The 14,330-nt window shown below is 64.5% G+C and carries 13 protein-coding genes; 3 read left to right on the top strand and 10 right to left on the bottom strand.

What is annotated here, in order from left to right; translation table 11 throughout:
* Window positions 1-5 precede the first annotated feature (5 nt).
* Together F600_RS0115070 and F600_RS0115065 are read right to left on the bottom strand one after the other, a co-directional pair.
* Window positions 6-1,184: a glycosyltransferase family 4 protein gene (locus tag F600_RS0115070; protein WP_018161456.1), complete on the bottom strand. Its 1,179-nt coding sequence runs from the start codon at window positions 1,182-1,184 to the stop codon at window positions 6-8.
* Between the two features lie 38 nt (window positions 1,185-1,222).
* A complete protein-coding gene (locus tag F600_RS0115065; RefSeq protein WP_026306565.1) occupies window positions 1,223-1,948 on the bottom strand; it encodes a hypothetical protein in 726 nt (241 codons plus the stop codon).
* A gap of 181 nt (window positions 1,949-2,129) precedes the next feature.
* Between F600_RS0115065 and F600_RS0115060 the strand changes: the two genes are divergently transcribed.
* The gene (locus F600_RS0115060) at window positions 2,130-3,542 is read left to right on the top strand and encodes a tyrosine-protein kinase domain-containing protein (RefSeq protein ID WP_018161454.1); all 1,413 of its coding nucleotides are present in this window, start codon (window positions 2,130-2,132) and stop codon (window positions 3,540-3,542) included.
* 84 nt (window positions 3,543-3,626) lie between these two features.
* On the opposite strand, the gene F600_RS0115055 is transcribed toward F600_RS0115060, so the two are convergent.
* Both F600_RS0115055 and F600_RS0115050 read right to left on the bottom strand, forming a co-directional pair.
* Window positions 3,627-4,142, bottom strand: a complete 516-nt coding sequence (locus tag F600_RS0115055; protein WP_018161453.1) for a DUF3145 domain-containing protein — start codon at window positions 4,140-4,142, stop codon at window positions 3,627-3,629.
* Between the two features lie 117 nt (window positions 4,143-4,259).
* The gene (locus F600_RS0115050) at window positions 4,260-5,096 is read right to left on the bottom strand and encodes a serine hydrolase domain-containing protein (protein ID WP_018161452.1); all 837 of its coding nucleotides are present in this window, start codon (window positions 5,094-5,096) and stop codon (window positions 4,260-4,262) included.
* Window positions 5,097-5,182: 86 nt separating this feature from the next.
* Here F600_RS0115050 and F600_RS0115045 point away from each other — a divergent pair, with 86 nt between their 5' ends.
* Complete coding sequence (locus F600_RS0115045; protein WP_018161451.1) at window positions 5,183-6,001, top strand: SGNH/GDSL hydrolase family protein; 819 nt, start codon at window positions 5,183-5,185, stop codon at window positions 5,999-6,001.
* On the opposite strand, the gene F600_RS28490 is transcribed toward F600_RS0115045, so the two are convergent.
* The 6 genes from F600_RS28490 to F600_RS28475 are packed head-to-tail and all read right to left on the bottom strand — an operon-like array spanning window position 5,943 to window position 12,497.
* Window positions 5,943-7,325: a hypothetical protein gene (locus tag F600_RS28490; protein ID WP_156024602.1), complete on the bottom strand. Its 1,383-nt coding sequence runs from the start codon at window positions 7,323-7,325 to the stop codon at window positions 5,943-5,945. The genes F600_RS0115045 and F600_RS28490 overlap by 59 nt on opposite strands.
* A gap of 55 nt (window positions 7,326-7,380) precedes the next feature.
* On the bottom strand, window positions 7,381-8,652 hold the full coding sequence (locus F600_RS28485; RefSeq protein ID WP_162141423.1) for an oligosaccharide flippase family protein: 1,272 nt from the start codon (window positions 8,650-8,652) through the stop codon (window positions 7,381-7,383).
* A 41-nt stretch (window positions 8,653-8,693) separates the two neighbouring features.
* Window positions 8,694-9,641, bottom strand: coding sequence for a glycosyltransferase family 2 protein (locus tag F600_RS0115030; protein WP_018161448.1), 948 nt, complete (start codon window positions 9,639-9,641; stop codon window positions 8,694-8,696).
* Entirely contained in the window at window positions 9,641-10,333 is a 693-nt protein-coding gene (locus F600_RS0115025; RefSeq protein WP_245541540.1) for an acyltransferase, read from the bottom strand. Before F600_RS0115025 ends, F600_RS0115030 begins: the two co-directional genes overlap by 1 nt.
* 8 nt (window positions 10,334-10,341) lie before the next feature.
* Window positions 10,342-11,391 carry a glycosyltransferase gene (locus tag F600_RS28480; RefSeq protein WP_018161446.1) on the bottom strand — a complete coding sequence of 350 codons (1,050 nt, stop codon included), beginning with the start codon at window positions 11,389-11,391 and terminating at the stop codon, window positions 10,342-10,344.
* Entirely contained in the window at window positions 11,388-12,497 is a 1,110-nt protein-coding gene (locus F600_RS28475; protein ID WP_040631413.1) for a DUF1972 domain-containing protein, read from the bottom strand. The genes F600_RS28480 and F600_RS28475 overlap by 4 nt, the downstream gene beginning before the upstream one ends.
* Window positions 12,498-12,878: 381 nt before the next feature.
* Here F600_RS28475 and F600_RS28470 point away from each other — a divergent pair, with 381 nt between their 5' ends.
* Complete coding sequence (locus F600_RS28470) at window positions 12,879-14,324, top strand: LCP family protein (RefSeq protein ID WP_018161444.1); 1,446 nt, start codon at window positions 12,879-12,881, stop codon at window positions 14,322-14,324.
* The last annotated feature ends 6 nt before the right edge of the window (window positions 14,325-14,330 follow it).

Raw genomic sequence — 14,330 nt, 5'->3', positions numbered from 1 at the left:
CCGGGCTAACCGGCCGTCGCCGCATCGGCGACGGCCGTTTCGTACCACTCGGTCAGCAGGTCCGGGAATCGTTCCCGGCTGAATCGGTCGCTGGGCTCGTCACGCTGCACGGTCTGAACGGCCCGAGCCAGGTTCGCCACGGCGTGGCGGTCCGGCTTGACGATCGCACCCGATGTGCCCTGGACCAGCACGGGCGGTCCGCCGAGGTCGAGGCAAACGACCGGGCAGCCGACGCGGATGGCCTCGGCGACCGTGTACGAACTGCCGTCGTTCATGCTCGGGAAGAGCAGAACATCCGCATCGCGCAGCGCCTGCTCCACTTCCGCGCGGGGACGCACACCCAGGAAATGCACTCGATCAGAGATACCGAGCCGTTCGGCGCGGTCTTGGATCAGCTTCTCCTCGACGCCGGTGCCATAGATGTCCATGTGCCACTCGGGCGGCAGCTTCTTCATCGTCGCCAGGGCGACGCCGGCGCCTTTGAACGCCACCAACCGCCCGACGAACAGAATCGTGCGACGCCCGGGATCGGTGGCGCGTGCCGGAACTGCGGTGGGCGCAGTGGACACCGGGTCGAGGGCGCAGGTCGCTTCGATACGAATATTGCGCGCTCGCCGGAAGAACCGTGCGGTGTGACCGCTGACCGCCACGACGACCACGCCCGGGCGGTTGACCTGCGCCAGTCGGCCGATCCGGAACAGACGAGTGACGATGTGCCGCATCGCCTGCGCTCCGATGCTGCGGAGAAAGAGGTACGGGATGAGAAACCACGGCACCGGCGCGAGGCTGCCGACCGGACCCCACACCACCGGAAGGCTCTTCTGCGAAAGCGCGGCCGACGGCTGCCAGTCGCTCGTGTAGGTGACGTGATGGACGACGTCATGGTCCGGCGCGAGTTCGGTGATCACTCGGCGAGCTCGGCGCTGCCACAACAGGTAGTCGAGGTGGCCGAGCCCGAAACCGTAGGCCTTCGCCGCCAGCGGCTTCGGCGTTGTGATGGCGACGACTTGCACATTGGAAATGCCGGCCTGCTCCAAGGCCTCACGCGTCTGCGCCGCGTTGACCTCGGTGGTCAACACGGTGACGTCGTGCTTGCGGGCCGCCATGACGAGCATTTCCCAGCCGACGCCCGGCTCGGACCCGGCATAGGGCACGCACGCGTACGCGCTCATCAGGACTCGCATCTAACTCCCTCGGGCGAATGCGATCGACAGTTGGCTGGCTAGCGGCGCCACGACCGGCGCTTGGCCGGCTTGGCGTGTTTGGCAGCGTGCCGCGGACCGCTCGACTCCGCGGGCGCAGCCTGACCCACCACGAGCGTGGCACCACGTGCGACAAACGTGCCGAACTCGGCGTCGGTTCGCACCGGCAGTTGGGTCTGGGTCTTGAGTTCCGTGGCGACCGTCGAAGTCCGCGCCGGGTCGCCGAGCACGATGATCTCATCGACCGTGCCGGTTCGGATGGCATCCTCGGCCAGGGAAACGGCGGCCGCGCGCACGTCTGAATCATCATCGAGCGCGCTGCGGCCAATAATCTGTCCGGTGGCTGCAGCGGCCGTCGTCCGCCAGGCGCGCACTGCGGAATCGGAGATATCCATCAGCAGGATCGACGTATTCGGCGGCAATTCCGCGGCTGCCCGAATCCCGGCCCAGAATGCGGCTTCGGGCTCGGCGTAGGTCAAGTTTCCGAATTGCCGCAAATGCGGATCGAGCTTGAGTTCGTCGGCTTGGGCGGGTGTACATGCCACGGACGTGCACTCGATGTGATTCGGACCCTGCTTGATCCGGATATGCATGACACCGATCGCGGTGACCACGCGTTCCCGCAGCGTCCAGCCCTTATCCCAGCCAATCGCCGCAGGCCAGTGCTCGCACTGAGACGGCGCGTCTGATCGCACGGCGCGAACGCCGTCCGGTCCAACCGCGATTCCCACAACGACGCCGGGCACTGTGGCTCCCCTCCTTGTCACGCGCTACTGAATGGTAGCCGCGAGTCCCATCCTTATGTATCACTTGTAGGACAGACGTCTGTGTAATCACCTGCCTCGGGGGACAACTTGGGCCTAGACTTTCCTCGCCCCATCGGGTGAGTATTAATTTCTGCCAATAGCACAAGGAAGTGAGTTGCGCATGGAGTTCCGGGACTACCTCAATATTCTCCGGGCTCGGTGGCGCACGATTGTCATCGCAATGACAGCGGTCCCACTGCTCGCCTTGGGCGCCTCGCTGCTGATGACGCCGATCTATCAGGCGTCTGCGTCGTTGTATGTCTGGGCGACGGAAAGCGACAACGTCAACGAGGCGTACGCCGGAACCGTGCTGTCGCAACAAAAGGTCAAGTCCTACCAGTACCTGGTGACGAGCCAGGCGGTGGCGGAACGGACGATCGCTGACTCCAAACTGCGGATGACACCGCAGGAACTCGCCGCGAAGATCAGCGCGGTGAACTCGCTGGGCACCGTGATCATCAACCTCATCGTTTCCGACAGTGACCCGGTCGTCGCGCGCAATCTCGCGAACGCCGCAGCCAACGGCTTCATCGAAGTCGTTCAGGAAGTCGAGACTCCCGCCGGCGGCGGACCACCGAGCGCTCGGGTCTCGATCATCCAGAGTGCCGTGACGCCGACCAGTCCGGCGTCTCCGAACATCTTCAAGAACGTCGAACTCGGTCTTCTGGTGGGTCTCGCGCTCGGTCTCTCGCTTGCGGTACTGCGCGATCGTCTCGACAACCGCATCAAGAGCCGAACCCAGTTGGAGAAGGTCAGCCAGATGCCGCAGGTCGGCCAGCTCCCCTATGACCGGGCGCTGGAAGGAAAGGCGACCATCGACTTCGCCGACGCGAGATCGGGCAGCGCCGAGGCCTATCGAACACTCCGGACCAACCTGCAGTTCCTGGACGTGGATCACCCTCCACGCGCCATCGTGCTGACCAGTCCGAAGCCGGAAGAAGGAAAGACGACCGCCGCGATCAACCTGTCGATCTGTCTTGCCGAGGCGGGCAACTCGTGTCTCCTTCTCGAAGGTGACATCCGGCGACCGCGCGTGACCAAGTACATGGGTCTCGTCTCCGGCGTCGGACTGACGACGGTGCTGTCGGGTCGGGCACCGGTCGAGGACGTGATGCAGCAGACGTCGTACCCGAACCTCAGCGTCATCGGCGCTGGTCCGGTTCCTCCGAACCCGAGCGAATTGCTGGGCTCACAGGCCTTCAAGACCATGCTCGACGAGCTCAAGGTGCGATTCGACTACGTCATCATCGACTCGCCGCCCACGCTCCTCGCGGTCGACGCCGCGATCCTCGGCACGGTCGCGGACGGCGTCCTCATGATCGTTCGCCACGGAAAGGTCAAGCGCGAGGAACTGACGCGGTCGCTCTCCAACTTCACTGCCGTTGGAGCGACCACGCTGGGTACGGTGCTGACCCTCGTTCCGTCGAAGGAAGCGAACGCGTACTCGGACGGTTACTACTACTACTATTCGGACCGCGAATCGACGACACCGGTTTCGTCGACGACCCACGTACGCCCCGCCGTACGCGCCTAGTCCACGACCACAAAGCATTGAGGCCGACCGCAGTTTGCGGTCGGCCTCAATGCTTTGTCGAGGACTTGCGGATAGAACTTACGGCTACACCACTTCGCGGCGGAGCCAGGTGACCTCGGCGCCGAACTCGCCGCCACGGCGATAAGGCTCGAGCGCCTCATCCCACGCAGTGCCAAGGGCGTTGTGGATCTCGTTCACGAGGAATTCCGTGCCGCTCGCCATGAGGGCGTGCAGTCGGTTTTCGCTCACGACGATGTCGCCGTTTGCGCTCATCTGTCCACGCCACAGCCCGAGGCCGGGCACATGGCTGAACCGCTCACCGTCGACGCCCTCACTGGGGTCTTCGGTGACCTCATAGCGCAGCATCGACCATGACCGCAGTGCATGGGCGATCTTGGCACCCGTACCAACTGGGCCTACCCAGTTGGTCGTGGTGCGCAAAAGTCCGTCGGAGGCTGGCTGGGCGGTCCACTTGAGATTCGCCCGTGCCTCCAACGCCGAGGTCAGTGCCCACTCGACATGCGGGCACAGCGCAGCCGGTGACGAATGGATGTACACAACACCGGTCGTCAACTCTGCGAACTGGTTTGAAGCACGCACAACCCACCTCCGAAACTCGACGAGAATCGTCTTCCCCAAGCGGCTCTCGGCGGGTTACAGAACAGGCTGTCCGCAGTTACTAGTGTGCCTGCTGTGGCCTATGTTGCGCTAGTTCTTCTATGAGGTGTGTCTTGCGTCACCGCGTGTCTCCCGAATCGACACCACGACCGAGTCGTTGAAATCCGCCCATAGCGGTTTCGCCCACTCGTCGAAGGGCCGATCCGTCAGTACCACGCAGCCGGACCGCAATGGCGGATCGACCCACAAGAATGTACCCGCCTGCCCGAAGTGCCCGTAGGCGGCCGGCGAGGATTCGTGGCCGAGCCAATGCGGCTCCTTGTGGTCATGCAGTTCGAATCCCAGACCCCAGTCACAGGGTCGCTGTGGACCATACCCCGGAACCACACCGTTGAGGCCCGGGTACTGCACCGACACTGCGTCTTGGTACAGCTGTGGCGAAATGAGTCTGGGCTGTAGTAATTCGCCGAGGAAATACGTGAGGTCGGCGACCGTGGACCGGGCACCGTGTCCCGCCGAACCGACCAACATCGTGCGAGTCATCCCGAGCGGCTCGAACACTGCCTCCCGGAGATAGTCCGGGAACGGGATGTCCGTCTCGCTCGCGATGAAGTCCGCGAGCACTTCGTAGCCGGTGCTCGAATAGATGCGCCGTTCCCCCGGCTTGCGGCGGATCGCATCCATCCGGAACGACAACCCCGAGGCATGCGCGAGAAGATGGCGGACCGTCGACCCCGGCGGGCCGGCCGGCTGCTCGAGCTCGATCGCACCTTCTTCGACCGCAACGAGAGCGCCGTACGCGACCGGCAGTTTCGTCACAGACGCAAGTTGGAAGATGTGTTCGGTGTGGCCGTACGTTTCAATCCCGTTCGGCGTGACGAGAGCAGCCGCGACATTGTCGACCGGCCAGGACCCAAGTTGATCGAGGACCGCCATGCAAGAAGCGTAACGGGGCGCGTCTGCAAAACCCTGCTGCGCAGGATTCAGGTTTCGAAGGCGGGGGCCCTCGGTATGTTCAGACGGTGCCAAGCGATTCACGCCGTCCCCTGCCACCGCCGATCCGCGTTCTCGTCAACGGCGGGTCCACGGTGGTGCAGCAGTCGACGCGTGCAAACGAGCGCCCCGGCCTGTCGTTGTCTCGGTTGATCGAGGCGAAGTTGTTCGCCGCCGGCTGCCCGGCGATCGTGCACACCGAGGCCCGACCCGGCGGCTCCTCACGGACGCTGCTGCGCACCGTCGACCGTGATCTGGTCGCATGGACTCCAGACGTCATCATCCTGCACACCGGCCACTACGAATCGATCAACCTCTTCATCCCGCGGTGGTTCGAGCGACACACGATGACGACCGCCGCCCGCCCCACGCCGATTCGCTCCTTCTATCGGCACAAAGTGCTGCGCAAGGTCTACGGGTTGGTCCGCCGCGTTCAGACCCAGGCCGACAAGAAGTCGCCAACACTGCTGTGGCGGACCGAACTCAAGCACATCCTCGCGGTCACCGAACGCTATATCCAACTCGCCCACCGGGGTGGATCGCCGCTCGTCATCCTCGTGGGGACGCTGCCACCGGCAGCCCGCTTCGCCAACCCGTTCCCCGGGATGGCCGAGCGCGTCGAACTCCTCAACGACGGTCTGCGAAGCCTGGCCGAAAGCATCGCGCTGCCCGATGTCGTCTACCTCGACACCGAGGCACTACTGCTCGGCGACGGAAGCGATCTCGAAGAGGTGGCCCCGGACGGGGCGCACTACACGCGCGACTGGAACGAGCGCCTCGGTGCGGCACTCAGTGCACGGATTCTGGAGTGGGCGGAGAAGCAGGACCACCTTCAGATTCCGCACTAGGTTGCATGAGGAACGCGATCATCATCCAGATCGGGCTGAACCAAAATGCGCTGGTCAGCGCTGATGCGATGAGGAAACACCCGAGAATTCCGGCGGCGAGCGGGCGTCGCGACGGCGGGGTGCGCCACATGACCGCGCCGAACATGGCCGACAGGATCAGCACGCCCACGATGCCGGCGTCGTAGAGGATCTGCGCCGGAAGCATGCTCAGGTCACCCGTGCCACCGCCGTACTGAGCGGGTCGATCGTGCCGCAGCGGATACGTGTTGACGCCGTTGCCGAACCAGAGATTCGCCCCGTGCATGTCCTGCGCGGCGAGGATCAGAATCTGCTTCCGGAAGTCGAGGGTCCCGCCGCGACTCTGCTCGTCGGTGGCCGACAGCTTGTCCAAGTTGACGTGCGTGTTCCCGGGTGCGACCGGCACCGTGATGACGGCGGTGGTCCCTTGCGGAGTCTGCACTTGCACCGTTTTGACGGGCGGCGGAGCCGGCTCCTGTTCGAGCGCCCCGGTGGCGAATTTGAACGCCCCCAACATGACGGCGGTCCCAACGAGTAGCGCGACCGGAGCCACGAAGAGCGCGAGGTTCCGTTGTCCCGACCGCTTCTGGCGGATCGCCTCATACGCGACGTAGAGCGCCACGCCCGCACCGAGGGCAGCCAGCGAGGCGCGCGTCTGCGCCGCGATCAAGCCCAGCGGGAAAACGATCGAAATGGCCGCGATGGTCCGCCAGCCCTTCATGGTGCCCAGCACGAACAACAACGTCCACAGCAAGAGGAACGTCGCGTAGATATTCGATTCGAATGCGGTGAGGACTGCGACGTACAGGTTGTGGTTGTACTCGAACTGGGTGCCCAGGCGCGCTGACCCCTTCGTCGCATTGGCGATCACGAACGTCAAGAAGCCCGCAGCGGCCCACGCGAAGCTGATGGGTCCGCTCAATCGACGAACGACCGTCACCGCTGCACCGACCGAAAGCAAGGTGACCAGGAGGAGCCAGTCGAGACCGAGCCAGCCAAGGATCGCGGCACTCTTCGTCAGCCGTGGCGAGAACAGCAGCGACGAGAACGCACCCCACACGAGATAGGCACCGAAGAGCAGCACCACCGGATGGCGTAGCGCACGGAGTCCGGCAGCTCGACCGTCCGCCCGCGCGAACACCACGGCCGCCAGCACAAGGGTTGCGAGGTGCTCGGGACGGACACTGAACCCCGCGACCTCGACCTTGAATCGCCCGGTCAGCGAGACCAAGGCCGTCGCACCGACGGCGATTACGGTCCAGTTGATCGTGCGATTCGGCACGGTCGGTTTCTCGACGGTATCCATCGGCGCCGCCATCAACACCCTTTCGCGATCGATCCGACGAAGTGCACTGTAGTCATCAGGCTCGTGCCAACCGGCGGAATCCGGTGACTACATCGCGCGGGCGCGGAACGAGGGATTCGAACGGCACGCGGAGCCGCGTCAGGAAGACCACGAGCACGACGCCGAACGCGATCGCGGCGGCGATCGACGCGCCCACCAGCCCAAACGGACCAGACATCAAAAGCAGGAGAACGACGTTGGTGGCCAACCCGAGGGTCTGGGCGGCGGTGATCACGTGGCCCCGCCCTTCGGCGACCAGAGTGACCGAACATGGCACCGAGGCGAGCATCGCGGCCCCACCGACGAGATAGATGACCGTCGGGACGACTGCGGCTTCGAACTCTCGGCCGAAGGCGATGGGCACGAGAACGATCGCGGTCAGGATCAGCAGCGGAGTCGTGACCGCTGCGACCGCGAGACCGACTCGGCCGGCCTCGGCCTTCAGTTCGGCCCGAGCGTCGCCTTCGGCATTCGCCATATCGGCGAAATATGCGCCCCCGAGAGCCTGCCCGATGGCCAGTGGAACCACGCCGAACGCAAGTCCGATCGAATACAGGCCGGCGTCATGGACGCCGAGCAGCGGCACGATCAGCACTTGGTCGAGGCGGTTGAGAGCGGCGTCCGCCACATTGCCGCCCGCCATCCGCAGGCTGGGCGGCAGGATCGTGCCGAACTCCATGTGCGGTCCCCGCGGGCTCGTCCACGTGAACATGAGCCCGAGCACGCACATCACCGCCGAACTCGCGATGCTCGCGAGCATGACGGTCGCCGTCGTCGCGGTGCCGGTGATCCACAGGAAGACCACGGCCGCGAGGAATGTTGCGGCATTGGACACCCGCTGCACGAACAGCGCCCGGAATCGCTTCTGCGCGATAAGGACACTGGAGTCGACCATCCAACTGACGCTCAACGGGCACAGCGCGACTCCGGCCGCACACGCGAGGCGCGCGGTGGGCTCGAAGTCGGAGAAGATCGTCCAATAGGCGATGGCGGCAAAGCCGGTCGCGGGCACGAATCCGACGAGCGCGATGACCCGTGCGCTGCGCAGCGCCTCGGCAGTCTTTCCCCGCGCGGCGAGCCGCGCGATCTCGAGCGGAAGCCCGATCGCGAGCACCACGGCGAGGAGATAGACGAGCGTGTTTCCGGCTGCGGTCTCACCTCGGCCGCTCGGTCCGAGCGCGCGAGCGATAACGGGAACCGCCAGTACCCCGAGTCCCGCGGCGATAAGGTTGGCGCCGATCACCAGAACGGGCGAATCCTGACGCGCCAAGGTGAGGGCGCGTGACACGATTCCCGCCCTCTTCTGCACGGTCCCCTCGCTCAATTGAGTCAACGCTTCCTGGAAGAAAACGGTTGCTTCCAGAGTGCACCTGCGTGGATGCGGAATCGGTGCGACTCACGAATCCACTCATCACGGCGTTCCCGCCGAAGTCGCGCGAGGACACCGAAGGCGACCGACCGCGACGCCAGGCCGCACACCACGACGACTTTCCACAGCGCCATGTGAATCCGGGTCGGTGCGAGAAACGCGCAGTAGTAGTCGAACAGATTGAGGATCCACGCGGAGTCCGGCGGCGCATCGGGGTCCGAACTCGCGCCGAGGATGTGCGTGGCGGTGACGTTGGGCAACGCAACGATCCGGAACCCCGCGGCACGCACCCGATGACAGAATTCGATGTCCTCGGCGTACATGAACCAGCGCTCACTGAGGCCGCCGAGTTGTCGCCACACCTCGCCCCGCACCGCCATGCAGGCGCCGGTGACCCACTCGGTGTCGATTCGTCCACCGGCGATCCTTGACTGAAAGAGGTAGTGTCCCTTCATTATTCGAGACGCGGACAACCTGGACAGGCCGGAGAAGTGAGTGAAGATCGGCCACAGGTGCGGCTGCCGACCTGCGGACATGATGCGCAGTCGCCCGGTCGGATGGTCGATGCGCGGTCCCACGACACCGACACCGGGTCGCAGGACTTCCTCGACCAACTCGCGGACACCCGCAGCACTGATGACGGCGTCCGGATTGAGCAGAAGGACGACGTCACCGCGCGCTAACTTCGCCGCCGTGTTCACCGCCACGGCAAATCCCGCGTTGACCGGGCTTTCGATGACGGTGACCTTCGGGAACCGCGACCGGACAACCTCGACGGTGTTATCGGCCGAGGCGTTGTCGATGACGCTGATCTCGAAATCCGGGGAGTCGGCGAGCGGTTCGAGGCAGTGCGCGATGTGATCGGCACTGTTGTACGTGACGATCACGACCGACACGAGGGGGTTCATCAACCTCGTTGCCGCACGACTCGCGCCGGCGCCCCCACAACAATCGCGTTCTCGGGCACATCGTGCACCACGACCGACCCGGCACCGATGACGGCTCCCGAGCCGATCGTCACGCCCGCGGTGACGACGACGTTCGCACCGAGCCAGCAGTTGTCACCGATGCCGACCGGCGCACGGTCCTCGCCCTGCAGGCGGATCGGCAGGTCGAGGTCACCGATCCGATGGTTCTCGCTGACGACCACGACGTTGGGCCCGAAGAGGCAGTTCTCGCCGATCGTCACGCCACCCTGTCCCCAGATGACGTTGAACGACCCGATCGACGTGCCCTCTCCGATGGAGATGCCCTCGCCCGGGTTGGCGATGACGCCCGACCCGAGGATCGACGCCCCGCGACCGACGGTCACGTAGTCGCCGATGGTGACGCCGTTCCGCGAGAACGCATCGATGACGACGTCGTCGCCGAAGCACACCCATTTGCCGACGGTGAGCATTCGGGAGGTTCGGACCTGGACCCGGCGTCCGCGGAGATGTACCGAAACCCGGCGCGAGGCAAACGATCGAACAGTTCCCCGGACGGCATCGGCACCGCGGTGGAAGGCAAACGCCAGCGCCACATCCGACGGAACCTCGTCCGCCATCGGCCGACCCCGAACCTTGCGGTACAGGTCGCGGATCACGCGTTCAACGGGCACGGAAAATGTCACCTTTGTCGGGCCGCATGGAGGGCATCCCGGATGGTCCGGACACACTCGTTCCACGCCGCGGCAGGATCTGTCGGGGTCTTTGTTACCCGGTCCGCGGTGATCTTGGAGGCGATCTGCTCCGAAAGTTGTCTACCGTTGAGCGGATTGACGAATGTCACCCCGTCCATCCCGTCGAGTGACTCGCGTGTCGCCGGAATGTCACTCACGATCACCGGCGCCCCGAATTCGTGCGCCTCCACCGGCGGCAGTCCGAATCCCTCGTCAAGGGACAGGAACAGAAACAGCGCACAGTTCTCGTAGAGCCAGCGCAGTTGCGCATTTGATCGATGGCCCACGAACCGAACCGCGCCCGCAGGTGCGTCGACGGACCGTTCGCCACGGCCGTCCTCCCCACCGACGATGATCAGCGGACAGTCCGCAGTCACGACTCCCGACTCAAGCGACGACTCGATCGTGCGCTCGAGGTTCTTCCGGATATTCAGCCGTCCCACCGACAGCAGAAATCGCCCCCGCTTGAGCCCGAGATCTGCCGGCTCCTCGGACGGGGTGTTCGCGAGCTCGGTCGCAAGTCCGAGTCCCGTGGCCACGACCGGCCCGGTTTTCGGGATCTCGTGCCGAATCCGCGCGGCCTCCGCGCTCGACGACGTGAGAACGACGGCCGCTCGCCGGGCCATCGCGGGAATCGGTGCCAGGTACAGACGTTCGGATCGCGTGAACCACTCGGGATGCGACTTGAACAGCGCATCGTGGATGAATACCGCTGATCGACCGGTCCAGGGCGCGAAATTCTGCGCGACGACCGCGTCGAATTCACGGGACAGCCGCGCGAGCTCGATCCCATTCACCAGCGGATGAAGATTCATCATGGTTCCGATGACGGCGACACCCGCCGGAATGTCTGCCACGGACAGGTCGCGCCGAGGCACCGCGAGTGTCAACGCGTCGTCCGGGTATGCGCGGCGCCAGGCCCGAACGGTCTCGCGCAGGACAGTCCGCCCGGACGGTGGACCGGAATGCCACCAGAATCCGTCGAAGAGAACCTTCAACGCGACGCCGGTCGACGCCCGATCGCGTCTGTGAGGGTCTCGTTGTAGGCGCGAAGCACCGCGTCCCAGCCGTAGCGCGATTCCGCCTCGCGACGGACGCGCTTGCTCAACTCTTCCTGACGCGGCGGGTCCGCGAGCAGCGTCTGGACCGCGTCGGCGATATCGCCCGGGTCCGGTTCGGTGAAGACACCGGCGTCGCTGAGCACTTCGCGGTTGAAGATCGTGTCGCGCGCGACGGTCGGCGAGCCGCACGCCATGGCCTGCACGAGCGCGGGGTTGGTACCACCGACGCTGTGACCGTGGAAGTACGTGCCCGCATGCTGCCACAGCGAGAACAGAACATCGTCGTCTTCCAGGTGGCCGAACCAGTGCACCCGATCGTTCGACCTCGCCAGGTGACGGACGCGGTGATCGAGCGGTCCACCATGCGCCGCGCCGCCGACGATTACGACGTCCCAGTCCCGGCTGATGATGGTCGTTGCGTCGAGGAACTCGCTGATCGTGTTCTCCGGAACGAATCGGCTCACCATCAAGGCGTACGGGTTGCCGTTCAACCGGTCGACCCGCGGCAACGGCCCCGGAGTCTCCGCACCGTACGGGATGTAGATGCTCTCCCGCTTGAACTCGCGGCGCCACAGCTCGGCGATGGCCTTCGAATCGCACACGATGACATCGGCGTGCTTCGCCACGAGCCGCGCACCCTTGTAGAACACCGCACGGGCGGGCTTGCTCCACTTCGCGCGCTCCCACTCGACTCCGTCGACGTTGACGACGGTCGGGATTCCGCGCTTCTTGAGCATCGGGAGGAAGTAGCCGTTGGCGACGTTCATGATGAGCGCGACGTCGGGCTTGCGCCAGCTCGCGTGCACCGCGGCGCTCAACCCGTAGGACAGGGTGCTCGCCGAGGTGGTCTCGATTCCGGGAGTGACGATCGTATGCACGCGCGGATCGGCGACGTGTTGGCGACGGTCGATGCCTGCGCGGTTGTAAACGGTGACATCCCAGCCCTCGTCGCACAGGTAGGGCGCGATTCGCCGAACCATGGTCTCGAAGCCGCCGTAGTAGCTCGGATATCCCCTGGTCCCCAGCACCGTTACTGAGGGCATACCGCGATCCTCCAAACGAAAATGCAGACGAGGCTACGGAACGTACCAACCGGACGGTTTATTCTAACCCGCAAGCGCACCGTTCCACCCCAGTCGGTCCCAGAATTATGCGCGTGATCAAGTCCAACTGTCAGTCAAACCGACTACAAGGTCTGCAGTGGGGCGGCCGCCGAGTCCGGACGAACCCGGCAATCCCGCCAAAGCGGAAAGCATCTTTTGGCAAATAGGCTGGGAATTCGATAACGGTTTCCTGTGAGGTGAATACCCGTAATTCCCGAATTCACAAGTCGATTAGGGACATTCATCTATTCGCAGGGAAATTGTGACCGCATCGACTACCTGGTGATCGTTTTCGCTCAGCGCAGCCGATAGCATCCACGCATGCACCGGACAGTGGAGACCACCTCGCGTCTCGTGCATCGTGCTGCGCAGGCCGTGGCGATGGTGTTGTCGCTGGTCATCCTTGGCACGTCCGGGTATGGCTGGGCCAGCCTGAACCACCTCACCAGCGGCGTCTCGTTCATCGACATCGGCACGGGAGACAACACCCCGGACGTCGACGGCGAAGACCAGAACATCCTCTTGCTCGGCGACGATCACCGTCCCGAAGGCATGACCCAGCAGGAAATCGACGAACTCCACGCGGGCACGCACGCCGACACTGCCGACCTCAATACCGACACGATGATGTTGCTGCACGTGCCGGCCAACGGCGCCCGAGCAACCGTCATCTCGTTCCCCCGCGATTCGTGGGTGACGATTCCCGGCGGCTATGGCAAACGCAAGCTCAACGCCGCCTTCTCACTCGGCAACGAAGCGGGCGGCGAAGCCGGCGGAATCCGACTGCTGGTGCGCACGATCCAAGGCATGACCGGACTCAAAATCGACCACTTCGTGCGCGTCTCGCTGCTCGGCTTCTACACGATCGCCCAGGAACTCGGCCCCATCAAGGTGTGCCTCAACGAGGCGACGTACGACGAATTCTCCGGCGCCGACTTCGCGGCCGGCGAGCAATACCTCAACGCGTCCCAAGCACTGGCCTTCGTCCGCCAGCGTCACGGTCTCCCCCGCGGCGACCTCGACCGCCAGGTTCGCCAGCAGTACTTCATGTCTGCTGCGCTGCGGAAGGTCATCTCGAGCGGCATGTTGCTCAAGCCCGCCCGCTTGCAGCGCCTCCTCGACGCCGTATCGAATGCCCTGCAGACCGACCCGACTCTCGACCTGCTCAAGTTCTCGCGCCAGATGCAGAACATCTCCGCTGGCAATGTCACCTTCGCGACGATTCCGATCACCGGAACGCCGACGATCGAGGGCGACGGCGGCGAGGAGATCTCGATCGTGGCCGTCGACTGGAACGCGATGCCGGCCTTCATCTCGACCGTCGTCGGTGAGACGAAGGAATACAGCGAGGCGACGATCCTTCCGCGCAAGGACGTGTCCGTTCAGGTCCTCAACGGCACGGGCGAATACGGCCAGGCTGACACTGCGACGGAGAATCTGAAATCGCTCGGCTTCACGACGCTCGAACCCGACGCGCTCGAGGACACCACGACCCTCACCACGATCACCTACGGGCCCGGTATGGAAGCGCAGGCCAAGACACTGGCCAAGGCTGTTCCGGGCGCGATCGTCGGGTTCAAGAAGTCGGCCACCACGGTGACACTGGCGCTCGGCACCGACGGAATTCAGGTTCCGTCGCAGGGCGATGAGACGACGACCGAAACCACCACCACCAAGACGAAAACGTCCACGTCCGAATCCGGTTCGTCGAAGGGTGAGTCGGACACTCTCGACCGCACGTACACGTCGGAAGACTGCATCAACTAACGTTTT

It is taken from the genome of Smaragdicoccus niigatensis DSM 44881 = NBRC 103563 (assembly GCF_000380645.1).
In the GTDB taxonomy this organism is placed as follows: Bacteria; Actinomycetota; Actinomycetes; order Mycobacteriales; family Mycobacteriaceae; genus Smaragdicoccus; species Smaragdicoccus niigatensis.
The sequence above is the reverse complement of the archived record's forward strand: the minus strand, read 5'-3'. Positions and strand labels throughout refer to the sequence as shown.